Below are 21099 nucleotides of genomic sequence, written 5' to 3'. Positions count from 1 at the left end.
AAGCGTCCGGTTGCGGATCAGCCGCAGCTTTCCGCCAGCTGGATCGAGGGGCCGCCCGCGTGGACCGCCGTCACCTTGCCGTCGGCGCCGACCTCGTAACGGACGCCGCGCGCCTCGGGATCTGCGACATACTGGGTCGAGCCGCCCTTCGACCAGACATAGAGGTCCTGGGCCGGCGCGGGTTCGTATTTGGAGGGCTGGACGATGACACCGCCGCCATAGGCCGCCTTGATCACTGAACCTTCCGAACCGACGCCGAAGCCCTTGGCCGTCTTCACCGTCGCGCCGTCGTGCAGGGTGATGCGGGTGACGTGGCCCAGTTCAGCCATGACCATGACCCCGGCGGGCGCGCGCGAGGGGTGGAAGATGTTGCAGCCGGACGGATCAGCGATCGGGGTGTCGGACATGCCCGACAGGGCCTGGACCTCGCCGACGCTCTGACCGATGCGAATCACGCCGATGCCGTCGGGGGTCAGGAGATTCGGATCGGCGGGAGTGGGCTCGGCCGGCGCCGCAGTCGCCGGCGCCTCGGCCTTTTCGGCGGGCTTGGGCTCACCGCAGGCCGCGAGAGCCAGAACGGCCAGGGAGGTCAGAACGGTTGCGCGGCGAATCATGAGGAAGGCTCCGAAGGTCGAAGCCGGACTGTAACGCACGAAAACGGCGCGCGAGACTATCGCGCGCCGTTCAATTCCTGGTCGGCCGCATCGGCAGCCAAACGCCTGAAAAGACTAGTCTTCCTTGGGCGTCAGAACCTGGCGGCCGCGGTAGGTGCCGGTCTTCAGGTCGATGTGGTGCGAGCGGCGCAGCTCGCCCGTGTCCTTGTCCTCGGTGTAGGCGTTCGAGGTCAGGGCGTCGTGGGCGCGGCGCATGTTGCGACGCGAGGGGGATACTTTGCGCTTCGGAACAGCCATGTCCGTCTCAATCTCAGGGCTCGGCGCTCCCGGAGGGGAAACGCGAAAAACAGAAGCGGCGGCCCATCGGTGAGCCGCCTGCGAGCGGGGGCTTATGCCGGAACACGCCCGAAGTTTCAAGGGGCAGTTTCGCCTCTCAGGAACCCCGGTCGATCAGGGCCTCCGCGACCGCCTCGCCGATAGCCAGCGAGCTGGTCAGACCGGGGCTTTCGATGCCGAACAGGGCCATAAGGCCCTCGATCCCATGATCCTCGGCGCCGCGCAGCTGGAAGTCGGGCTGGGGCTCGCCCGGGCCATGCAGCTTGGGCCGGATGCCGGCGTAGTCGGGGGTCAGGGCGCCGTCGGGCAGGCCCGGCCAGAAGCGGCGGATATAGCGGGCGAACTCCTCGGCCTTGGCCGGATCGACGGAGTAGTCCTCGGTCTCGACATAGACGAGGTCCGGCCCGAACACGGCCTGACCGCCCAGATCCTTGCGGTAGTGGGTGCCGAGCGCCCCGGCGATGGGCGGCGGATAGATGAGCTTGTCGAACGGCGCCTTGCCGGTCAGGCGGAAATAGACGCCCTTGCCGAAATGGCCGGCCGGGATGCGGTCTGCGGGGAAGCCCTCGATCAGGCCGGCGACGTGCTGGGCCTGCAGGCCCGGGGCAGTGACCAGAAGGCGGGTCGTCAGGGTCGCGCCCCCCTCGCCTCCCGCCGTGATGGTGAAGCCGCCGCCCGGCAGGGGTTCGGCCCGCTCGAACGGCGTCGACAGGACCACCGAGCCGCCCGCGTCCTCGATCTCGCCCTGCAGGGCCAGCATATAGTCGTGGCTGGCGAACAGGCCGCTCTCAGGCGACAGGATGGCGGCATGGGCGTTGAGCGCCGGCTCCAGCGCCCGCGCCTGGGCCCCGCTCAGATGCTCCAGTCCCTCAACGCCGTTGGTCGTGGCCTGTTTGAAGATGTCCTCGATATGGGCGACCTCGCCCTCCTCCGTGGCCACGACCAGCTTTCCGCATTTGCGGTAGTCGATCTTGTGGCTCTCGAGGAAGGCGTACAGCGCCCGACGGCCCTCGACGCAGAACCGGGCCTTCAGCGAGCCGGTCGGGTAATAGAGACCGCCGTGGATGACCTCGGAGTTTCGCGAGGAGACGCCCTGGCCGATATGGCCTTCCTTCTCCAGCACCAGAACGGTGAGGCCGCGCTTCGCCAGCGCCCGCCCACAGGCGAGACCCACGGCCCCTGCCCCCACCACGGTCGCGTCGAAGTCGAAGGCCATGGTCATCCGTACCTGCGTTTCGCCTCGGCCTCGAAGCTGGAGATCAGCTTGGACACGGCCAGATCGAAGTTGGCCTGAAGCATGGCGTTCAGGATCGGGCTCTTGAAGGCGAAGTCGATCATGAACTCCAGCCGCGTTCCCGCCGGGTCCTCATGGAAGTCCCAGCGGTTCTTGAGATGTTTGAACGGCCCGCGGATCAGGCCGACCTCGACGCGCGGCAGGTTGCGGTCGTGGCGCACCCAGGTCGAGAACCGCTCCTTCAGAAAGGAGAAGCCCACCTGGGCCTCGGCATCCAGCAAGGACACGCCCGGCGCCTCCTCACGCGCGTTCCAGACGCGCATGGAGGTCACCCACTTCACGAACTCCGGGTAGGCGCGCACATCCGCCACCAGCGCGGCGAGCTGGGCGGGTTCGTACGGGAGGGTTCGGGTGACGCGGTGGAGGGCCAAGAAGAACTCAAAGAATGCTGGCGCTGACCGGGCTTAGCAGCACCACAGGCCCAAGGATATTAAGCGCCGCCAGCGCGCCGGCCGCACGCCTGTGTCCCAACACTCTCAGGATGATCGCAGCGAGGACGACAAGCGCCACCACAGCGCACGGGAGATAGTTGGGCCAGACCTCGGGGGAGTCGATCAGAGGCTTGCCCGAAGCCACGCCCACGCTGGCCCAAGCGCCCGCGAAGGCGGCGATCCAGAAGTTCGCGGCGGCGAACACAAGCCCGATCAGGCCCAGGACGTCCCAGACGACGGACCCACGCCCCGTTCCGGTCACCGCGAGCGTCAGCGGCCGGTCTGCGCCAGACGCGCGGCCTTCAGACGGGCGAAGTCGTCGCCGGCGTGGTGCGAGGAGCGGGTCAGGGGCGAGGACGAGACCATCAGGAAGCCCTTGGCCCGGGCGATGGCCTCATAGGCCTTGAACTCTTCGGGCGTCACGAAGCGCTCGATGGCCGCGTGCTTGCGGGTCGGCGCCAGGTACTGGCCGATGGTGATGAAGTCGACGCCGGCGGAGCGCATGTCGTCCATGACCTGCATGACCTCCTCCTTGGTCTCGCCCAGACCGACCATGATGCCGGACTTGGTGAACTGGTTGGGGTCCCGCTCCTTGACCATCTGCAGCAGGCGCAGGGAGTGGAAGTAGCGGGCGCCGGGCCGGATCTTCAGATACAGGCGCGGCACGGTCTCCAGGTTGTGGTTGAACACGTCCGGGGTGGCGTCGATCATCACCTCGGCCGCGCCGTCCTTGCGCAGGAAGTCGGGGGTCAGGATCTCGATGGTGGTGTTCGGGGCCTGCAGCCGGATCTGGCGAACCACTTCCGCGAAGTGGGCGGCGCCGCCGTCGGACACGTCGTCGCGGTCCACCGAGGTGATCACGACATGGTTCAGGCCCATCTGCTGGACGGCCAGGCCGACCTTGGCGGGTTCTTCCGGATCCAGCGGCTGGGGCAGGCCCGTCTTGACGTTGCAGAAGGCGCAGGCCCGGGTGCAGGTGTCGCCCATGATCATCAGGGTGGCGTGCTTCTGGCTCCAGCACTCGCCGATGTTCGGGCAGGCCGCCTCTTCGCAGACCGTCACCAGCCCCTTGGAGCGGACGATGTCCTTGGTGGCGTTATACTGGCCCGAGCCGGGCGCCTTGACCCGCAGCCAGTCAGGCTTCTTCAGAACGGCCGCTTCGGGGCGATTCTGCTTCTCGGGGTGACGCAGGGCCGAAGGCGACGTCTTCAGGGTATCGATCAGGGTGACCATCGCCGGTATTTCGTCTTTCCGGGCCCGGATGGCAAGGCGGGGCGGGCGCACAAGCGGTTTCACTGTTGCGGGCCGGCCAGGGATCGGGAACGCCTTCACGCGACGTAACTTATCTTTTCAAGCCGCGCCGAGGGCTCTAGGTTCCGCCGCCTGACGCGAGGAAGCCGTTTCGAGCTTCCCGGAGGAGATTACCGCTTGCCGTTCGCCCCGAACTCCAGCGCCCTTAAGCCGGCCGCCTATGAAGAGACCCTGTTCGACGCCCTGATCGCGGCGCGGGCGAGGTTCGGCGACAAGGAGATCCTGGAGGACCAGGACCGCAAGCCCCTTACCTATACCGGCCTGATCCGCGCCGCCTTCGTGCTGGGCCGCAAGATCGCCGCCATGACCGAGCCGGGCGAGCGGGTCGGGGTGTTGCTGCCGTCCTCGATGGGGGTGGTGGTCACCTTCTTCGGCCTGCACGCCTTCGGGCGGGTGCCGGTGATGCTCAACTTCACCGCCGGCGAGGCCAATCTGAAGGCGGCGCTGGCGACCTCGGGCGTCAAGCGCATCCTCTCGGCCAAGCGCTTCATCCAGCAGGCCAAGCTGGAAGAGCTGACCGACGCCCTGGGCAAGGTCGCGGAGATCACCTGGCTGGACGACGTCCGCGCCACCATCGGCCTGTCCGACAAGCTCTATGGCCTGGCCGCCGGCATGGCGCCGAAGCGGTTCCGCACGAAGACCGACCCGGACGGCCCGGGCGTGGTCCTGTTCACCTCTGGCAGCTTCGGCGCGCCCAAGGGCGTGGTCCTCAGCCAGAAGAACCTGGTCGCCAACGCCCGTCAGGTGGCGCTGCACATCGACCTGAAGCCCGAGTGGGTGATGTTCAACCCGCTGCCGACCTTCCACTCCTTCGGACTGACGGGCGGGGTCATCCTGCCGCTGCTGCAGGGGATGAAGGCGTTCGAATACCCCTCCCCGCTGCACGCCAAACAGATCACCGACCTGCTGCCGCAGGTGAAGGCCTCGATCCTGTTCGCGACCGACACCTTCCTGAACCAGTACGCCCGGGTCGCCGAGCCTGACGACTTCGCGACGCTTCAGTTCGCCGTCGCCGGGGCGGAGAAGGTCCGCGACGAGACCCGGCACATCTTCAACACCAAGTTCGGCGGCGTGGCCCTGCTGGAAGGCTATGGGGCGACCGAGGCCGCGCCCGTGGTCGCCGTCAACCACCCGGACCGCAACCGGCCGGGCTCGGTCGGCCAGATCCTGCCGGGCATCGAATACCGCATCGACGAGGTGCCGGGCATCACCGGCGGCGGCCGGCTGTACCTGCGCGGCCCGAACGTCATGGAGGGCTATATCTCGCCAGAGGACCCTGAGGCCCTGGATCCGCTTCACGAGGGCTGGCACGACACTGGCGACATCGTCGACATCGACGATGAAGGCTATGTCACCATCCTCGGCCGGGTGAAGCGCTTCGCCAAGATCGGCGGCGAGATGGTCTCCCTGACCGCCGTCGAGGGCCTTGCCTCGGCCGTGTGGCCCGACAACCGCCACGCGGTGGTCGCCGTCCCCGACAGCCGCAAGGGCGAGAAGCTGGTGCTGGTGACCGACAACAAGGACGCCTCGTCCAGCCGCCTGTCCGAATGGGCCCGCGACCACGGCGCCCCCGAGCTGGCCATCCCCAAGAAGATCATCACCGTCGCCGAGGTGCCCGTGCTGGGCACCGGCAAGACCGACTATGTGGCGATCCAGAAGATGGTCGAGGCGGCTTAGCCGATCCGCACACCCGTCATCGAGATCGACCCGCCGACGATCTCGTCGTTGAAGAAGGCGACGGGTTCGCCGGGCTTCTGCTGGGCGGCGATATAGAGCAGCGGCAGATAGTGTTCGTCGGTCGGGACGCTGAGTTGGGCGTCCTCGGCCAGATGGACCCAGTCGATCAGGGCGTCGTGGTCGCCGCTGACAAAGGCCGCCTTGACCGCCTCGTTGAAGCTCGTCGCCCACGGATAGGGGCCATCGTCCTCCGCCCGCTTCCAGGTGCGCAGGTTGTGGACGAAGTCGCCGGAGCCGGCGATGACGATCCCCTCCTCCCGCAGCGGACGCAGGGCCTTGGCCAGCTCATAGTGCTGGCGCGCGGTCAGGTCGCGGTTCAGCGACAACTGGACGACCGGCACATCGGCCTCGGGCCAGACGTGGACCAGCACCGACCAGGTCCCGTGGTCCAGACCCCATTGCTCGACCGGCAGGGCGCCGGCCAGTTCGGCGACGCGCGCCGCCAGATCCGGCGATCCCGGAGCGGGGTACTGGACCGCATGCAGCGCCGGCGGGAAGCCGCCGAAGTCATGGATGGTCTCAGGCCGCGTCTGCGCCGTCACGCCCAGCCCACGGGTCTCCCAGTGGGCCGAGATCATGACCACGCCCTTCGGCTTGCCCACCGCCTGCCCCAGGTCGCGCCAGGCGGCGGTATAGGGACCGCCCAGCGCGTTCATGGGAGAGCCGTGGCCGAAGAAGATCGCCGGTTGGGTCATGGCTTAGCCGTGCAGCTTCTTCGCGATCTCGGCGATGTGCTTGCCCTGATGGCGGGCGCCGCCGAGGTCGATGTCCGAGGGCTGACGCGAGCCGTCGCCGCCGGTGATGGTGGTGGCGCCGTAGGGGCTGCCGCCGTGGATGGCTTCGAGGGTCATCTGCTCCTGATAGTTATAGGGCAGGCCGACGACGACGAGGCCGTGGTGCAGCAGGGTCGGGATGAAGCCGAGGATGGTCGATTCCTGGCCGCCGTGCTGGGTCGCGGTCGAGGTGAAGACGCCGCCGACCTTGCCGATCAGGCCGCCCGAGAACCACAGACCGCCGGTCTGGTCCCAGAAGGCGCGCATCTGCGAGGCCACGGTGCCGAAGCGGGTGCCGGCGCCGACGATGATGGCGTCATAGTCCTTCAGGTCATCGACGGTGGCGATCGGGGCGGCCTGGTCCAGCTTGTAGTGCGAGGCCTTGGCCAGCTCTTCCGGCACAGTCTCGGGCACGCGCTTGATGTCGACGGTCACGCCCTCGACCGAGCCCGCGCCTTCGGCGACGGCTTGCGCCATCGTCTCGAGGTGGCCGTAGGTGGAATGATAGAGAACCAGAACCTTCGCCATGGGGCGCTCCTTGAGAATGAGGGACGCGGTTCAGTAACAGCGTCGGTAGCGGATTTAGCTCATCCCGCGCGCGGTTCAAGCCTCAAGGTCGAAACGCTCGGTTTCGGAAACGGGCACAACTGGTCGTAAAAAGCGGAGTGCGCAGGCATTTTCTGGCCGCGCGACAGGCGGAAACGATGCTCCACCGCCGTCGCCTGCTGCTCGATGTTGAGATGGTCCCAGCCGCAGGCCGGATCAAGGGGATAGGCGTAGGAGGCCGCGCTGTCGCCCGCCTTCAGCTTGGCCAGCAGCAGGTTCACGCCGTTCAGGGCCTGCCAGACGTGGACCAGCTCGTGGATCAGGGTGGCCTGCAGTGAGACCGGCGCGAGCGCGATGTCGGCGGGCAGACTGCGCCCCGGCCAGACGATCCAGCCCCTGCCTCGCCAGACGCCTGGCACGAAGGCGCGGTCGAAGGGGCTGGCCAGCAGGCGCACGGTTTCCAGCGGGATCGCCTCGGCGAAGACGGATCGGGCCAGCGCCTGTTCGCCGGGCGTCAGGGGCCGCGTCCTCAGCATCAGCCGACGGGCGCGCCGAAGCGGTCGGGTTCGACGCGGCCGGCGCCGGAGAGCTGGATCACGAGAGTCAGCAGCACACCCAGATAGACGATGCTGTTCAGGAAGATGGCGAGGAACCACCAAGCGACCACTACGCTCGGCCCGGCCATGATCTGGCGCATCAGCGCGTCCACGGCGGTCAGGCCGAAGACGAGGAACGGCAGAGGCGCCAGCCCCCAAAAGGCCGAACGCCCGCGGTCATGCAGACGCCGCGCCACCGACGCGGCCAGAAGCCACACGGCGACCAGGGTGATGGCCGCCGTAGCCCAGACCAGAACATGGAAGGCCGAGAACAGCTCCGGGTGCGAGCCTTCGAGCGCTCTGTAGGTCGTGTTCCCCCTCCGGGTGACGGTCGTAAGCTCCGGGTGCGCGTCGATATAGGTCGAGACCTTCTGAGCGCTCATCCCTGCGGCCATACAGAGCGCGACACACCAGATCAGGGCGGCGCCGGCCACCACGCAGGCAGCCCATAGCCAGAACTGCCCGCGCGTGTCCCGTCCCCTGAAGTCGGTCAGGCGACCCAGGTTGTGCGTGATCGGGTTCGGCATGGGTCAGGATCCGGCGGCGTAACGGGCGGCCGGAACCCCGACAAACTCCCAGTGCCAGGGCTCGTAGAGGTAGGGGACGAAGCCGAAGCGGGCGGCGTTGGCGACGAGCCAGCGGTAGGTCGGGCCGCGCGTCATGTAGAGGCGGCTGGCGGGGTCGGTCGAGTCGACGCCCATCCCCTCCATATGGCCGACATAGAGGTCGACGGCGGCGCCGGTGCGGTGGGGCGAGCAGGCGGCGCGGCGGACGCCGTCGCAGTTGGCCTCGGCGGCGCAGCGGGCGGCGTCGGCCTCCGGATCGCGGAAGCCCGAGAAGATCTGCAGCAGCTCCGGATCGGAAGCGATGGCCGGGACCTCGCGCCGGGCGGCGGCGGCCATGGCGCGGTAGGCGTCGAGGGTGTCGCGGCGCAGGAGGCGGGTCAGGCGGTCGGCGTGCTCCTCCTCCGGCGAGAGGTAGCCCAGCTGGTTGATCGGCGGCGGATCCGGGCATTCGTCGCGGGTCCGGGCCATGACGAAGGACCGGCGCTCCTGCAGAACGCCCTTGAGCACGGTGAAGGTCTCCTGATCGAAGACGCCGGTCGGGGTCAGGGCGTAGCGGCCCTGAAAGGCGGCCAGCGCCGCGGCGAAGTCCGGCGTACCGGGGGCGCAGTCGGTGTGAAGCTCCCTCTGCAGCAGGGGCAGATAGGTCTCCCAGCCCATCTCCGGCTTGCCGAAGGGTGACCACTCCAGCGAATAGACCGAGATGGCGTTGGAGAAGGCCTGACCCGACCACTGGCTCCCAGCCCGGTCGCACGACTGCGCCTGCGCTCCGCCCGCGAAGGCCAGCAGGATCAAGGCGGTGACGGTGGCGAAGGCGGCGCGTGGACCCATGCCCTGAGGAAGCCTGAGGACGGGCCGGGCCGCAAGCGGAATTGGCCTTCTGCGCCCGGCGTCATTGCTGCGATAACGGGACAGGCCGAATCCTCCGGCCGGCCGCATGGATCGCCGCATGACCGACGTCCCCGCAGCTCCCGCCGGAGCGCCCCGCCGCAGCAATTGGGTTTTGGCCGCCTTCTCCGGCCCCTGCCTGCCCTATGCGGCGGTCGGCCTGCCGCTCGCGGTCAGCCTGCCGGCCTTCTACAGCCAGTATGTCGGGCTGGATCTGGCGGCCGTCGGACTGGCCTTCCTGCTGGTCCGCTGCATCGACATCTTCTTCGACCCGCTGGTCGGCTGGGGCATGGACCGGACGAAGAGCAAATGGGGGCCGTACCGGACGTGGCTGACCATCGGGACGCCGGTCCTGATGCTGGCCGTGGCCTTCATCTTCTTCGTCAAGCCGGGCGCGGGCTTCGCCTATCTGTTCGGCTGGCTGCTGGTCCTCTACCTCGGCTTCTCGATCACCACCCTGGCCCAGCTGGCCTGGGGCGCGGTGCTGGCGCCCCAGTACGACGAGCGGTCGCGGCTGTACGGCTGGTGGCAGGCGGCCAATATCGTCGGCGTCCTGATCGCCCTGTTCATCCCGACCCTCGTGCTTCAGCTCCACTGGGGCACCTATGAGGACGGGGTGCGGGCCATGGGCTGGTTCATCCTGATCAGCTTGCCGCTGACCCTGATCGCGGCGGTCCTGCTGGCCCCCGAGCCCCAGAACGTCCGGCCGCAGCCGCACGGCGCCCTGAAGGCCTGGATCGCCCTGATCACCCGGCCCGTGGTGCGCAAGGTGCTGTGGTGCGACCTGCTGCTGGGCATCGCGCCGGGCATCACCGGAGCCCTGCTGTTCTTCTACTTCGAGAGCATCAAGGGCTTCGACCGGGGCCAGAGCCAGATCTTCATGGTCCTCTACTTCGTCGCCGGCCTGATCGCCGCGCCGTTCTGGAGCTGGCTGGCGGTCAAGGTGGGCAAGGACCGGGCGCTGCAGATCGCCTCCTATGCCTTCGCCGTCCTGTATGCGCTGGTGGGCTTCCTGCCGGCGGGGAACTTCACGGTCACGGCCATCGGCCTGTTCATCGCGGGCCTGCCCTATGCGGCCGGGTTGCTGCTGACGCGGGCGATGATGGCGGACGTCGCCGACGAGGTGCGACTGGACACCGGCGAGGACCGGACCGGTCTGCTGTTCTCCTTCCTGAGCCTGACGACCAAGCTGGGCTATGCGATCAGCGTGGGCGTGCTGATCATCCTGGGCCGGGTCGGGTTCGATGAGGCGCCCGGCGCGGCCAACAGCCCACTGGCCCTGACGACGCTGCAGATCCTGTTCCTGGCCGTGCCGACGGTGCTGCTGGCGGCCTCCGCCTTCGTGCTCAACCGCTATCCGCTGGGCGCGAGGCGGCACGCCGAGGTGCGGGCGGCGCTGGAGGCGCGTGACGCGGAGACCACTACGGCATGACCCCGATCGAGCGCCTTCTGGGCATCATGGCGAAGCTGAGAAACCCCGACGGCGGCTGTCCGTGGGATCTGGAGCAGACCTTCGCCACCATCGCCGCCTATACGATCGAGGAGGCCTATGAGGTCGCCGACGCCATCGAACGCGGCGACATGACCGAGCTGAAGTCCGAGCTGGGCGACCTGCTGTTCCAGACCGTCTTCCACGCCCGTATGGCCGAGGAGGCCGGGCTGTTCGCCTTCGATGACGTTGCAAACGCCATGTCAGACAAGCTGGTACGCCGACATCCTCATGTGTTTGCTGATGAGGCCGCGAAGGGCGATGCGGCCGAACAGAAGGCGCGCTGGGAGGACATCAAGGCGGCCGAGCGCGCGGCCAAGGCCCAGCATGGGGTGCTGGACGACGTGCCCGTCGGCCTGCCGGCCCTGGCCCGGGCGGCCAAGCTGACGAAGCGGGCGGCGCGGGTCGGGTTCGACTGGCCGTCCACCGACGAGGTCTTCGACAAGCTGGACGAGGAGGTCGGGGAGCTGAAGGCCGAGATCGCCGCCGGCGATCTGGACAAGGCGCGGGAGGAGATGGGCGATCTGCTGTTCGTGGTCGCCAACCTGGCCCGCAAGCTGGGGGTCGAGCCCGAGGACGCCCTGCGCGGCGCCAACGCCAAGTTCGTGCGCCGCTTCGGCTTCATCGAGGCCGAACTGGCGAAGGACGGGCGCACGCCCGACCAGTCCGACCTCGCCGAGATGGATGGGCTGTGGGACGCGGCCAAGGTGGCGGAGAAGGCCGACTGAGGGTTGGAGAGCGGTATTCGCAGGCCGCCGTTGCACTCGAAAAAAGGCGGGTGCAAAAAGTGCAATCCGGAAGTCCGGCCTGAGAAAATCGTCGCAAGCTACTGAATTTCAATGTCTGGAAACCCCGCCTCAGCCCGCCCCGAAAAGGCGGAGTGCAAAGAGGCTTGCGGGTTCGCCGCGAATGTCAAAGACCAGAGCCGAAGTCTAACACAGCGGGAATCGGCGCCAGTTCGAATCCCGGGAGCCCGCATATGACCGCTGACAAACACGACCCCGGCGGCAAGGTGCGGCTGGCGCTGATGCCCGGGGTGAAAGGGGATGCGGCGTTCAGCGCGGACGGCCGCTATCGTCAGCTGATGCGACGCTGGACGGGAGAGACCTTCCCCGAGCGGTATGTGCTGTTCATCGGCATGAACCCCTCGACCGCCGACGCCCTGGTCAACGATCCAACCTGCGCGCGCGAATGGACCTTCACCCGGCGCGAGGGCTTCGAGGCCATGGTCAAGGCCAATGTCGGCGACTATCGCGCCACCGACCCGAAGATGCTGCTGGCGCCCGGCGTCGAGGCGGTTTCGCCCGACAATCTGCCGACGATCCGCGCCCAGGCCGCGAAGGCGGGCAAGGTCGTCGTCTGCCACGGCAAGCTGAACAAGGCCCTGGCGCCCGCCGGCAAGGCCCTGATCGAGGCCCTGAGGGCCGACGGGGTCGAGCTGTGGTGCTTCGGTCAGAATGGCGACGGCAGCCCGAAACATCCCCTTTATTTACGAGGGGATACGCCGCTGATCCCCTACGTCGTCTGAAGTTCAGTCGTCGGTGGAAACGCCGTCCACGGCGCCAGCCACCAGCTTGCGCCAGGTCGGGTCGGTGTCGTCGACGATGTCGAGGTCTTCCAGCAGGGCGATGGCCGCCTCCCCGTCCGGCAGGATCAGGCCGACGACCTCCATCTCCTCGCCCTCGGCGGTGGTGTGGCATTCGGCCTGAACGGCGACGGCCGCCTGTTCGCCGTCCTCCTCCCACCAGATCACGGGCTGGGGAAGGTCGAGATCCAGCGGGAACGGCCGTTCGGTGTCGTCCAGGGCGAAGACCGCCTGTTTGGCCTGGACGTCGTCCAGCGTCGCAACCCGGCCGGTGAAGGCCACGAGCCGCGACCAGTCGTCGATGTCGTAACCGCCGGAGTCAAAGTCGGGATCGGTGTCTGGGGTCGTCACGGGCGGGGCCTCCGGTTTCAGGACCGCTCCCTAGACCCGTCCGCCCCCGGAAGGCTACCCCTCAACCGACGGCGCGAGGTCGGCTTCCAGCCTTGTCCAGTAGGTGCGGCCGACGCCCAGGCGCTCGCCGCCCTCCATCTCCACCATGCGCGCGAACCGGCCGGCGCGGTGGACCACGGCGATACGGCGCGGATTGACGGCGTGGCTGCGGTGGATGCGCAGAAACCGGTCGGGGGCCAACGCCATCAACGCCGAGAGATTGGCTGTCGACAGCAGTTCGCGCCCGTCCGCCAGCCGGACCAGACAATAGTCGTCGGCAGCGCGGATATGCAGGATGTCTCCGGCGCGGACCCGGTGGCGCGAGCCGCCGTCGGGGATCGACAGCAGGCTGTCGTCGGGCGCCGGGAGCGCCACGACGGGGTCTGACGCCTCGCGCCGCAATGAGCGGACAGCGTGGACTCCCCACCAACCGAACAGGGCGAGGAAGCCCCAGTAATAGCCTGTATCGAGGAAGTTGCGGGTCCAGGACAGGCCAAGGGCGGCGACGCAGGTCAGGCCGACCCACAGGGCGCCGCGCCTGCCCCCGGCCTGCCCGAGCACGGCTCCGGCCAGCAGGACGGCGACGCCGCAGCGGAAGGCCCACAGCGCCTTGGCGTCCCACCACGGCGGGCCGAAGGCGGCGATCGCCAGTCCTGCGGCCAGGGCGAGGTTCAGGACAAGGCGCGCACGCCGGTCGGGCGTGAAGCGCGACGCCAGATTGCCCAAGGCGGCGGCGGCGAGCGCGGCGAAGACGACGATCCCCATCAACCGCCCGAGCTGCCAGGGATAGCCATAGGTCTGGACCAGCTTGCCGGCCTCGATCACGGCCTGACACAACACCGCCCCGGCCATGACGGCGAAGGCGGCCGAGCCGGGCGGACGGCGCGTCGCCCACAGCAGGACGTTGAACAGCAGGGCGAGGGCCAGCAGTCCGACCGCCAGCAAGGTCGGCAGATAATGGACAAGCGCGCCCCTCAGCGGGTCGTCATAGCCGCCGATGGCGATCAGATGGATCGGCCGGGCGACCGGCGCCCACAGGTGATGCGCCGACAGCCGAACCTCGATCGTGTTGGGACCCTCGCGCACCAGATCCGGCGGCACGAACAGGACGGCGCTGAACCGCCCGGGCGTTTCGGCGGCGCGGTCGGGGCCGACCCGGCCGTTGCGCCCGATCAGATGTCCGTTCCACCAGACCTCGCCGCTGGCCATGGCGACGAGGTGGACGGAGAGCGGCGCCGGGGTCCGGGTCCGATCGGGAGCGAAGGTGGTGCGCAGGACGGTGACCGGTCGGTCGAGGCGCAGACCGTCGATCCGGACCGGTTGGCAGGTCGAGGAGGGGTCGCACAGGCTCCAGCTCAGGGCCGGGCGCGGCGGCGGCGGCGTGAGCAATGGCTGGAGCGCCGGCCCGATCAGGACCGTCAGGCCGGCGAGCAGGAGGATAAGCGCCGTCGCCCGGCCGCGCAGACGCTCACCGACGCCCACGGTCGTTCACCGAAATCCGGTTGGAAGGATGGTCGGCGAGACCAATGAGACAGGCTCCGGGCGACGGATCAGGGTATCAGGACGACCCTGCCGCGACCGGATAGTCCCCGACAAGAGTGAGGAGTGTTCTAGCGTGACCGAGACCAGACCCCAAGGCTTCAACCGCCGTTCGCTGTTGACCGCGGCCGGCGCCGCAGTCGCCGCGACAGCCCTGCCCGCGTCGGCCTCCGCGGGTGCAGGTTCGCTGGACAGCCGCGTTATTCCCCTGATCGACGGCATGGTCAGGGACAGCGGGTTCCAGGGTGTGGTGCTGTTGGGTCGGGGCGGCCGGACACATTTCGCCCGGGCGACGGGTCAGGCCGTCATCGATCGCGCCGTTCCCATGACGACCGACACACCGCTCGGCATCGCCTCGATCTCCAAGCGGATCACGGCGGCGGCGGTGATGCGGCTGGTGGACATGGGCAAACTCGATCTCGACGCCCCGATCACCACCTGGCTGACCGACTACCGCGCCGACACGGGCGCCCGGATCACCCTGCGACGGCTGCTGTCGAACAGCAGCGGCGTGCCGAACCTGTTCGGCGGGCTGAACAGCGCCGATCCCACACTCATCAACAAGCCGATGACCACGCGCGAGGCCATCGCCCTGTTCGCCTCGGGCGACATGGTGTTCGAGCCCGGCGCGCGCTTCGACTACGCCATGACCAACTGGATCATCATCCTGGGCGTGATCGAGGCCGTCACAGGCATGCCCTACCCCGAAGCCATGCGGGCCCTGGTCCTGAATCCGCTGCGGATGGCCGATACGACCCAACTGGCCTCGGCCAATGCGACCTCGTACCGGACCGTGACGCCGCCGGTGGAATGGATCAGTCCGAGGCCCAACTATCTGGTCGCGGCCGGAGGGTATTTCAGCACGGCGGCGGACCTGCAGCGCTTCTCGCACGGCGTCTATGACACCGGCTTCCTTAGCCCGGCCTCCCGGCGGGCTCTGACCACGGTCGAGGTCGCCTCGGACAGATATGCGCTGGGCGGCCGTATCTGGCAGGTCGAGATTGCAGGCGCGACCATTCCCGCAGCGTGGGAGACGGGCAATACGGCTGGCTATCGCTCGGTTCTGGGTCACCGGCTCGACGGGCGCGGCACGGTCGTGATCCTGAACAACACCGCCGTGTCCCAGCGCACGATGGACGAGTTCGCCCTGGCCCTGCTGCGGGTGTTCGTCTGACGGGCAGACGGCAAGGAAAGGGGATACATCCGGGCCCCGGCGTCCGACCCGGGGGCGGGGCCCGACGGATTGCGCTAGAGTCGCCGCGCGGCCGCCGCCGCGAGGAGATTCCCAGATGCCCCTGCCCTTCCCTGCATCCGTCCTGAAGGTCGCCGCCGTCGGAGGCCTTGCGATCGCGGCGCTCGCGGGCTGCGGTTCGCTGCCCGATCTGGGCGAGCTGGCACCGACGGCGAGGCCAGCCCCGGGGCCCGTGGCGGGGGTGCGGGACGGCGAGACGGTGCTGAGGCCGGGCCAGACCCTGACCATCGCCCTGCCGGGGAACGCCGGGACGGGCTATGCGTGGCGGCTCGAAGGCTTCGACGCTACGGTCCTGACGCGCGGCGAGCCGTTCGGGGCCGTGGTGGCGACGGCGGCCAACAGGCCCGGCGGGCCCGCCGAGACCCGATGGGCGTTCACGGCGGCCAAACGGGGCCAGACCACCCTGACCTTCGCCTATGCCCGCCCGTGGGAGGCGGGATCGCGCCCGGCCGAGACGGCGCGCTATCAGATCACCGTCCGCTGACGGCATGAAAAAGGGGCGCTCCCCGAAGGAAGCGCCCCCTGATCGTTTGGGCTGTGACCCGGCTTACGCCGCGCCGTCGGCCGCCTTCTTCTTCTCGGCATAGATCAGCAGCGGCTGGGCCTTGCCGTCGATGACCTCGGCGTTGACGACCACTTCCTCGACGCCCTCGAAGGTCGGCAGCTCGAACATGGTCTCGAGCAGGATGCCTTCCAGGATCGAGCGCAGGCCGCGCGCACCGGTCTTGCGGGTGATGGCCTTCTTGGCGACGGCGTTGAGCGCGTCGTCGGTGAAGGTCAGGTTGACGTTCTCCATCTCGAACAGGCGCTTGTACTGTTTGATCAGGGCGTTCTTGGGCTCGGTCAGGATGGTGACCAGGGCCGGTTCGTCCAGATCTTCCAGCGTCGCCAGAACCGGCAGACGGCCGATGAACTCGGGGATCAGGCCGAAGCGCATCAGGTCGTCAGGCTCGACGCCCTTGAGGATGTCGCCGGTGCGGCGCTCGTCGATTTCCTTGACCTTGGCCCCGAAGCCGATGGAAGCGCCCGCGCCGCGCGCCGAGATCACCTTCTCCAGGCCGGCGAAGGCGCCGCCGACGATGAAGAGGATGTTGGCGGTGTCGACCTGCAGGAACTCCTGCTGGGGATGCTTGCGGCCGCCCTGCGGGGGCACGGAGGCGACGGTGCCTTCCATGATCTTCAGCAGGGCCTGCTGCACGCCCTCGCCCGAGACGTCGCGGGTGATCGAGGGGTTGTCCGACTTCCGGGAAATCTTGTCGATTTCATCGATGTAGACGATGCCGCGCTGGGCGCGTTCGACGTTGTAGTCCGAGGCCTGGAGCAGCTTCAGGATGATGTTCTCGACGTCTTCACCCACGTAACCGGCTTCGGTCAGGGTGGTGGCGTCGGCCATGGTGAAAGGCACGTCGATGATGCGCGCCAGCGTCTGGGCCAGCAGCGTCTTGCCCGAGCCGGTCGGCCCGATCAGCATGATGTTCGACTTGGCCAGCTCGACGTCGTTGTTCTTCGTCGCGTGGTTCAGGCGCTTGTAGTGGTTGTGCACCGCGACCGAGAGGACCTTCTTGGCGTGGCCCTGACCGATGACGTAGTCGTCGAGAACCTCGCGGATCTCCTTCGGGGTCGGGACGCCGTCCTTCGACTTCACGAAGCCGATCTTGTGCTCTTCGCGGATGATATCCATGCACAGCTCGACGCATTCATCGCAGATGAACACGGTCGGGCCGGCGATGAGCTTGCGCACTTCGTGCTGGCTCTTGCCGCAGAAGGAGCAATACAGCGTGCTCTTGGCGTCAGTTCCGGCGGCTTTGGTCATGGACCCTTCTCACTCTCGCGGCGTCTTTCCCCTCAGGTGAGGATGGGACTCTCGCGCTTCCTTCGCGTTGATTCCATCACTATGGACGCGAAGATATTCAAAAAATGACAATCACCCATCCAAACGCCACTCACAACCCCGCTCAAGGTGAGCAGTTCGTGATGGACGTGGATTGGTCTGTATCGATGGGGATCACGGCGGATGAGTGACATGGGGAGCGCAGACACGGTTCGCCAGAGGGTTGAGGCCGGCCAACCCCCGAATGGGCCGGTCGTGGCCTTCGATTTCGACGGCACCCTGACGATCCGCGACAGTTTCACCGAATTCCTGCGCTGGCGGGCCGGTCCGGCGGGCTGGGCGCTGGGGCTGCTGAAGATGGCGCCCGCCGTGGCCCACTATGCGCGCGATCGCGATCGGGGACGGATCAAGGCGGCTTCGGTGCGCGAGTTTCTGGGCGGAATGGACCGCGAGACGCTGGAATCGGAGGCCGAACGGTTCGCCGATGCGGTCTGGGACCGGTTCATGCGCCCGGACGCCCTGGCCTGCTGGAACGCCTGGGGCGACAAAGGCGCGCACCGGGTGATCGTCACCGCCTCGCCCGTAACCACGGTCGCGCCCTTCGCCAAGCGGCTGGGCGCCGAGAACCTGCTGGGCACGCCCCTGTTCTTTGACGCCGAGGACCGTGTGTCGGGCGCCTTCGCGGGTCCGAACTGCCGCGGGCCGGAGAAGGTGCGGCGGTTACACGCGGTCTATGGGCCCGACATCCGGCTGGCCGCCGCCTATGGCGACACCTCCGGCGACACGGAAATGCTCGAGATCGCCGACGAAAAGGGCTTCCGGGTCTTTACAGGCCGGCCCTAGCGCCCCTGGGCGTCGACGTCGAACTCGACGGCCTTGCCGCGCGAGGTGGGCTCCCAGCCGGCCTCGATGGCGGCCGTGATCGCGTTCTTGACGTAGTCGACGTTGACCTTCTGCTTCTCGAGGTCAGGATGGCCGTTGGCGCGCATGGGCATGGGGAACTGGATGATGGCCTCGCGCTTGTAGCCCTGCATCCAGAGGCTGACGGCGATGCCTTCCCAGTTGTTGCCGGTGGTGCGCCGGGGCTGGCGGCGCAGCTCCCAGTCGTAAAGTTCGCCGTCGACCTCGACGGTCCCCTTTTGATCGCGTGTGTGCTGCATGGGCGGGGCCATAGCACAGAGTCGGAGCGTTAGTCGCCGAAGCCCGCGGCTTTGAGGGCCTCGGCGATCTGGTCGATCAGGCCGGGGGTCTCCTGGATACGGGAATGGTCAGCGGCGGGCAGGACGATCATCCGCGTCGCCACGCCCTCGCGGCGCAGGGTCTGTTCCAGCCGCGAGGTGGCCAGGAAGGGAACGGTGTCGTCATTGCGGGCGCCGACCACGATCGCCGTGCCCTGATAACCCTCAAGCGCGACGCCCAGATCGAAGCGGGGCACGTCGTCGGACAGGACGGGCCGGACCAGACCGCCGAGCGGACCGGCCTTCTGGGCGGCGCCGGCGCGAATGACCTGTTCGAAGCTCTGGAAGGTCGAAATGAGGACGAGGTCGGACGCCTGGTCGGTACGCCCGGCCAGATCGCCGCAGACCGTGCCGCCCAGCGAATGGCCCCAGAAGGCGAGATCGCCCGTGCGGCCCGTGGCGAAGGCGTGGTCGACGCGGGCGGAGATGGTCTGGTTCAGGGCTTCGAACTGGTCGGGTTTCCCCTGCCCCCCGCTGTCGCCATAGCCGGGATAGTCGAAGATCCAGACGTCGCCGAGTGGGGCCAGCAGGGCCACGACCTTCTGGCCTCCCAACTCGCGCCGGAACATGTTGCCGCCGCAGAAGACGATGAGGGGTTTGGATGTGGCGTGTTCGAACCGGGTCAGGGCCACGGGGCCGAACGCCGCCGGCAGCGTCTCCTCGGTCACCGTCAGGCCCAGCCGGGCGCCGACCTCGGCCAGGGGCAGGCCCGGCGTCATCCGCATTCCCGCCGCCGTCAGCCGTGCATCGGTCGGGACCACATCGTCGCCGGTCAGACGATAGGGGTAGCAACCGGACAGGGTCGCGGCGGCCGAGAAGGCGACGACGAGGGTGCGGAAAGCGTTCATGGCCAGTTTCATGGAACGACGCTAGCACAAAGAAAAAGGGGCGCGCCGTGTCCGGCGCGCCCCTCTTCGATCGGAAAAGATCGTCTGGATCAGACGGTCTTGATGCCGTCGGCCTCGGCTTCAGTGCGCTTGTCGTAGACGTGGTCAACGATGCCCCAGGCCTTGGCGGCCTCGGCGTCCATGAAATGGTCGCGGTCGAGGGTGGATTCGACCTCTTCATAGGTGCGGCCGGTGTGCTGGACGTAGATCTCGTTCAGGCGGCGCTTCGTGTAGCGGATGTCGGCGGCGTGCAGCTCGATGTCCGAAGCCTGACCGCGGAACCCGCCCGAGGGCTGGTGGACCATGATGCGGGCGTTCGGCAGGGCAATGCGCTGGCCCGCCTCACCGGCCGTCAGGATCAGGGAGCCGGCCGAGGCGGCCATGCCCATGACCACGGTCGAAACCGGGGACTTGATGTACTGCATGGTGTCGTAGATCGCGAGCGCCGAGGTCACCTGACCGCCGGGGCTGTTGATGTACATGGAGATTTCCTTCTTCGGGTTTTCCGATTCCAGGAACAGCAGCTGGGCGCAGATCAGCGACGCCATCGTGTCCTCGAACGGACCCGTCAGAAAGATGATCCGCTCGCGCAGCAGGCGGGAGAAGATATCGAAGGACCGCTCGCCCCGGCTGGATTGCTCCACGACCATGGGCACGAGGTTGTTGGAGATATAGTCGATCGGATCGCGCATATGGCCTTCTCGGATGCTTGTGGGCGGCGACTCGGGAGTTCGCCGCCTCGTTCAACAGCATATCGCGTTGCGGAAGCGTTCACGCAAGGTGGGCGCTATTCGCCCGCGTCGGACGCCTTGGCGATCTGAGCCCCCTGGTTGTGGACCAGGCTGTCGATGAGCTCGCCCTGGCGTTGACGCTGGTTCATCCGGTTGTTTCGGGTCGTATACAGGGCCTTCAGATAGTCCTGGTCCCAATTGCTGAGCCCGGGCCCCTGGTTGGGATTGTCGAAGACGTTCAGGACGGTGTCGAACGCCTTCAGATCCGCGTCGGGGTCGATCTGGGCCAGGGCGACCATGGAGACATAGTCCGCGACCGTCCCCAGCGGCACGCCTTTGGTGCGGTTCATGTCGACGACGATGATGACCCAGCCGATGTCGTAACGGATGCTGGAGGTCAGGCGCGAGCCAGCATGGACGTTGAGCGTCGGGGCTTCGCTGCCGCGCAACCGGACGGCCAGTTCGCCGAAGTCCTCGCCCACGGGCATGGACACATGCCACCAGCGCACGGGGGCGTCAGAGTCCTGGAATTCGCGAAGGGCGGCGCGCGAAGGGTTGGTGGGGCCGTCCGTGGGGCGGAAACCGACGCCGGCCTCGGACACCAGATGCCGGGCCATGGCGCGACCGTCCTGGGTCGCCATGATGATCACGTTCGGTTCGCATCCCGGCTCACCGACATCGAGACCCAGAGCCGCAGCCTCGGCGGAGACGTGATCGACCAGATACTGGCCGAACGGCGCGCGGACGTTGGAGACGCTGACGCAGATGGGGCCGTTCCAGCGCGCGGTCTGGGCGCCCATCGGCGCCGCGCCGATTTCCTCAACGAACTCGGTCGCGGCTTCACGCGGGCGACGGCCGTCGACGACGACTTCGGGGAGTTGGGTCGCCGACGGATCGGCTTGAGACCCCGGTTGGGGGGCCGTCTGGGGTGCGGTCTCGGGTGAGGACTGGCCCGTGGCCAGAAGCGCGAGGGCTGCGAAAAGAGCGGCAAGCATCGGTTACGGTTCCTGACTGGAAGCGAGAGCTTATCGCGTCGCCCAACGGCCGATGCAAGGCCGGCGGTACGCC

Annotated in this window: 25 protein-coding genes; 7 read left to right on the top strand and 18 right to left on the bottom strand. The window is 67.9% G+C overall.

From position 1 onward, the window contains the following. Positions 1-17 precede the first annotated feature (17 nt). From AC07U0_RS10320 to lipA, 6 genes are all read right to left on the bottom strand, one after another. Complete coding sequence (locus AC07U0_RS10320) at positions 18-614, bottom strand: hypothetical protein (protein WP_494719931.1); 597 nt, start codon at positions 612-614, stop codon at positions 18-20. 114 nt (positions 615-728) lie between these two features. Beyond that, entirely contained in the window at positions 729-911 is a 183-nt protein-coding gene (gene rpmF / locus AC07U0_RS10315; RefSeq protein ID WP_207931837.1) for a 50S ribosomal protein L32, read from the bottom strand. Positions 912-1047: 136 nt separating this feature from the next. Further along, positions 1048-2166, bottom strand: coding sequence for an NAD(P)/FAD-dependent oxidoreductase (locus AC07U0_RS10310; protein ID WP_494720276.1), 1119 nt, complete (start codon positions 2164-2166; stop codon positions 1048-1050). Between the two features lie 2 nt (positions 2167-2168). Next, positions 2169-2615 (bottom strand): type II toxin-antitoxin system RatA family toxin, encoded by a 447-nt coding sequence (locus AC07U0_RS10305; protein WP_494719930.1) that lies wholly within the window; start codon positions 2613-2615, stop codon positions 2169-2171. Between the two features lie 7 nt (positions 2616-2622). Then, the gene (locus tag AC07U0_RS10300; protein ID WP_494719929.1) at positions 2623-2937 is read right to left on the bottom strand and encodes a hypothetical protein; all 315 of its coding nucleotides are present in this window, start codon (positions 2935-2937) and stop codon (positions 2623-2625) included. A gap of 8 nt (positions 2938-2945) precedes the next feature. Continuing rightward, the gene (lipA, locus tag AC07U0_RS10295; protein WP_494719928.1) at positions 2946-3908 is read right to left on the bottom strand and encodes a lipoyl synthase; all 963 of its coding nucleotides are present in this window, start codon (positions 3906-3908) and stop codon (positions 2946-2948) included. 195 nt (positions 3909-4103) lie between these two features. Here lipA and AC07U0_RS10290 point away from each other — a divergent pair, with 195 nt between their 5' ends. Next, positions 4104-5663 carry an AMP-binding protein gene (locus tag AC07U0_RS10290; RefSeq protein ID WP_494719927.1) on the top strand — a complete coding sequence of 520 codons (1560 nt, stop codon included), beginning with the start codon at positions 4104-4106 and terminating at the stop codon, positions 5661-5663. Here the strand turns inward: AC07U0_RS10290 and ygiD are convergent. Genes ygiD through AC07U0_RS10265 form a run of 5 tightly spaced genes read right to left on the bottom strand, consistent with a single transcriptional unit; the run spans position 5660 to position 9032 of the window. Next, the gene (gene ygiD / locus AC07U0_RS10285) at positions 5660-6418 is read right to left on the bottom strand and encodes a 4,5-DOPA-extradiol-dioxygenase (protein WP_494719926.1); all 759 of its coding nucleotides are present in this window, start codon (positions 6416-6418) and stop codon (positions 5660-5662) included. The genes AC07U0_RS10290 and ygiD overlap by 4 nt on opposite strands. A 3-nt stretch (positions 6419-6421) precedes the next feature. Next, positions 6422-7024: an NAD(P)H:quinone oxidoreductase gene (gene wrbA / locus AC07U0_RS10280; protein ID WP_494719925.1), complete on the bottom strand. Its 603-nt coding sequence runs from the start codon at positions 7022-7024 to the stop codon at positions 6422-6424. A 59-nt stretch (positions 7025-7083) separates the two neighbouring features. Then, the gene (locus tag AC07U0_RS10275; protein WP_494719924.1) at positions 7084-7578 is read right to left on the bottom strand and encodes a hypothetical protein; all 495 of its coding nucleotides are present in this window, start codon (positions 7576-7578) and stop codon (positions 7084-7086) included. After that, positions 7578-8165 (bottom strand): DUF805 domain-containing protein, encoded by a 588-nt coding sequence (locus tag AC07U0_RS10270; RefSeq protein WP_494719923.1) that lies wholly within the window; start codon positions 8163-8165, stop codon positions 7578-7580. The genes AC07U0_RS10275 and AC07U0_RS10270 overlap by 1 nt, the downstream gene beginning before the upstream one ends. A gap of 3 nt (positions 8166-8168) precedes the next feature. Beyond that, positions 8169-9032, bottom strand: coding sequence for a M15 family metallopeptidase (locus AC07U0_RS10265; protein WP_494719922.1), 864 nt, complete (start codon positions 9030-9032; stop codon positions 8169-8171). Between the two features lie 118 nt (positions 9033-9150). Here AC07U0_RS10265 and AC07U0_RS10260 point away from each other — a divergent pair, with 118 nt between their 5' ends. From AC07U0_RS10260 to AC07U0_RS10250, 3 genes are all read left to right on the top strand, one after another. Then, positions 9151-10521 carry an MFS transporter gene (locus AC07U0_RS10260; protein WP_494719921.1) on the top strand — a complete coding sequence of 457 codons (1371 nt, stop codon included), beginning with the start codon at positions 9151-9153 and terminating at the stop codon, positions 10519-10521. Further along, complete coding sequence (mazG, locus tag AC07U0_RS10255) at positions 10518-11306, top strand: nucleoside triphosphate pyrophosphohydrolase (protein WP_494719920.1); 789 nt, start codon at positions 10518-10520, stop codon at positions 11304-11306. The genes AC07U0_RS10260 and mazG overlap by 4 nt, the downstream gene beginning before the upstream one ends. A 251-nt stretch (positions 11307-11557) precedes the next feature. After that, positions 11558-12106, top strand: a complete 549-nt coding sequence (locus AC07U0_RS10250) for a DUF1643 domain-containing protein (RefSeq protein ID WP_494719919.1) — start codon at positions 11558-11560, stop codon at positions 12104-12106. 3 nt (positions 12107-12109) lie between these two features. Here AC07U0_RS10250 and AC07U0_RS10245 read toward each other — a convergent pair whose 3' ends face one another. Both AC07U0_RS10245 and AC07U0_RS10240 read right to left on the bottom strand, forming a co-directional pair. Continuing rightward, positions 12110-12514 (bottom strand): hypothetical protein, encoded by a 405-nt coding sequence (locus AC07U0_RS10245; RefSeq protein ID WP_494719918.1) that lies wholly within the window; start codon positions 12512-12514, stop codon positions 12110-12112. A gap of 54 nt (positions 12515-12568) precedes the next feature. Continuing rightward, entirely contained in the window at positions 12569-14035 is a 1467-nt protein-coding gene (locus AC07U0_RS10240) for a LytR/AlgR family response regulator transcription factor (protein WP_494719917.1), read from the bottom strand. 133 nt (positions 14036-14168) lie between these two features. Here AC07U0_RS10240 and AC07U0_RS10235 point away from each other — a divergent pair, with 133 nt between their 5' ends. Further along, positions 14169-15266 carry a serine hydrolase domain-containing protein gene (locus AC07U0_RS10235; RefSeq protein WP_494719916.1) on the top strand — a complete coding sequence of 366 codons (1098 nt, stop codon included), beginning with the start codon at positions 14169-14171 and terminating at the stop codon, positions 15264-15266. Between the two features lie 115 nt (positions 15267-15381). Next, positions 15382-15828, top strand: coding sequence for a protease inhibitor I42 family protein (locus tag AC07U0_RS10230; protein WP_494719915.1), 447 nt, complete (start codon positions 15382-15384; stop codon positions 15826-15828). A gap of 63 nt (positions 15829-15891) precedes the next feature. Here AC07U0_RS10230 and clpX read toward each other — a convergent pair whose 3' ends face one another. Then, the gene (gene clpX, locus AC07U0_RS10225) at positions 15892-17157 is read right to left on the bottom strand and encodes an ATP-dependent Clp protease ATP-binding subunit ClpX (RefSeq protein ID WP_494719914.1); all 1266 of its coding nucleotides are present in this window, start codon (positions 17155-17157) and stop codon (positions 15892-15894) included. Between the two features lie 210 nt (positions 17158-17367). On the opposite strand from clpX, the gene AC07U0_RS10220 reads away from it, so the two are divergent. After that, entirely contained in the window at positions 17368-18018 is a 651-nt protein-coding gene (locus tag AC07U0_RS10220) for an HAD-IB family hydrolase (RefSeq protein ID WP_494719913.1), read from the top strand. Here AC07U0_RS10220 and AC07U0_RS10215 read toward each other — a convergent pair. The 4 genes from AC07U0_RS10215 to AC07U0_RS10200 all read right to left on the bottom strand — a co-directional run bounded on the left by AC07U0_RS10215 (position 18015) and on the right by AC07U0_RS10200 (position 21026). Further along, positions 18015-18335 carry a hypothetical protein gene (locus tag AC07U0_RS10215; RefSeq protein WP_492947874.1) on the bottom strand — a complete coding sequence of 107 codons (321 nt, stop codon included), beginning with the start codon at positions 18333-18335 and terminating at the stop codon, positions 18015-18017. The two genes, AC07U0_RS10220 and AC07U0_RS10215, sit on opposite strands and share 4 nt — an antisense overlap. Positions 18336-18364: 29 nt before the next feature. After that, on the bottom strand, positions 18365-19261 hold the full coding sequence (locus AC07U0_RS10210) for an alpha/beta hydrolase family protein (RefSeq protein ID WP_494719912.1): 897 nt from the start codon (positions 19259-19261) through the stop codon (positions 18365-18367). Positions 19262-19350: 89 nt separating this feature from the next. Then, positions 19351-19992 carry an ATP-dependent Clp protease proteolytic subunit gene (locus AC07U0_RS10205; protein ID WP_207931818.1) on the bottom strand — a complete coding sequence of 214 codons (642 nt, stop codon included), beginning with the start codon at positions 19990-19992 and terminating at the stop codon, positions 19351-19353. A gap of 95 nt (positions 19993-20087) precedes the next feature. Beyond that, entirely contained in the window at positions 20088-21026 is a 939-nt protein-coding gene (locus AC07U0_RS10200) for a hypothetical protein (RefSeq protein WP_494719911.1), read from the bottom strand. Positions 21027-21099 lie beyond the last annotated feature (73 nt).

The sequence above is a fragment of the Brevundimonas sp. GW821-FHT02A10 genome, assembly GCF_059422025.1.
This window is presented reverse-complemented; position numbering and strand designations above follow the sequence as displayed.

What these genes read in the sequence shown, in the direction of transcription:
- clpX (WP_494719914.1), bottom strand. Translation starts at nt 17,157, where the DNA reads ATGACCAAAGCCGCCGGAACTGACGCCAAGAGCACGCTGTATTGCTCC.
- ygiD (WP_494719926.1), bottom strand. Translation starts at nt 6,418, where the DNA reads ATGACCCAACCGGCGATCTTCTTCGGCCACGGCTCTCCCATGAACGCG.
- AC07U0_RS10210 (WP_494719912.1), bottom strand. Translation starts at nt 19,261, where the DNA reads ATGAACGCTTTCCGCACCCTCGTCGTCGCCTTCTCGGCCGCCGCGACC.
- AC07U0_RS10220 (WP_494719913.1), top strand. Translation starts at nt 17,368, where the DNA reads ATGGGGAGCGCAGACACGGTTCGCCAGAGGGTTGAGGCCGGCCAACCC.
- wrbA (WP_494719925.1), bottom strand. Translation starts at nt 7,024, where the DNA reads ATGGCGAAGGTTCTGGTTCTCTATCATTCCACCTACGGCCACCTCGAG.
- AC07U0_RS10215 (WP_492947874.1), bottom strand. Translation starts at nt 18,335, where the DNA reads ATGCAGCACACACGCGATCAAAAGGGGACCGTCGAGGTCGACGGCGAA.
- AC07U0_RS10270 (WP_494719923.1), bottom strand. Translation starts at nt 8,165, where the DNA reads ATGCCGAACCCGATCACGCACAACCTGGGTCGCCTGACCGACTTCAGG.
- AC07U0_RS10200 (WP_494719911.1), bottom strand. Translation starts at nt 21,026, where the DNA reads ATGCTTGCCGCTCTTTTCGCAGCCCTCGCGCTTCTGGCCACGGGCCAG.
- mazG (WP_494719920.1), top strand. Translation starts at nt 10,518, where the DNA reads ATGACCCCGATCGAGCGCCTTCTGGGCATCATGGCGAAGCTGAGAAAC.
- AC07U0_RS10310 (WP_494720276.1), bottom strand. Translation starts at nt 2,166, where the DNA reads ATGGCCTTCGACTTCGACGCGACCGTGGTGGGGGCAGGGGCCGTGGGT.
- AC07U0_RS10205 (WP_207931818.1), bottom strand. Translation starts at nt 19,992, where the DNA reads ATGCGCGATCCGATCGACTATATCTCCAACAACCTCGTGCCCATGGTC.
- AC07U0_RS10230 (WP_494719915.1), top strand. Translation starts at nt 15,382, where the DNA reads ATGCCCCTGCCCTTCCCTGCATCCGTCCTGAAGGTCGCCGCCGTCGGA.
- AC07U0_RS10250 (WP_494719919.1), top strand. Translation starts at nt 11,558, where the DNA reads ATGACCGCTGACAAACACGACCCCGGCGGCAAGGTGCGGCTGGCGCTG.
- AC07U0_RS10265 (WP_494719922.1), bottom strand. Translation starts at nt 9,032, where the DNA reads ATGGGTCCACGCGCCGCCTTCGCCACCGTCACCGCCTTGATCCTGCTG.
- rpmF (WP_207931837.1), bottom strand. Translation starts at nt 911, where the DNA reads ATGGCTGTTCCGAAGCGCAAAGTATCCCCCTCGCGTCGCAACATGCGC.
- AC07U0_RS10260 (WP_494719921.1), top strand. Translation starts at nt 9,151, where the DNA reads ATGACCGACGTCCCCGCAGCTCCCGCCGGAGCGCCCCGCCGCAGCAAT.
- AC07U0_RS10275 (WP_494719924.1), bottom strand. Translation starts at nt 7,578, where the DNA reads ATGCTGAGGACGCGGCCCCTGACGCCCGGCGAACAGGCGCTGGCCCGA.
- AC07U0_RS10320 (WP_494719931.1), bottom strand. Translation starts at nt 614, where the DNA reads ATGATTCGCCGCGCAACCGTTCTGACCTCCCTGGCCGTTCTGGCTCTC.
- lipA (WP_494719928.1), bottom strand. Translation starts at nt 3,908, where the DNA reads ATGGTCACCCTGATCGATACCCTGAAGACGTCGCCTTCGGCCCTGCGT.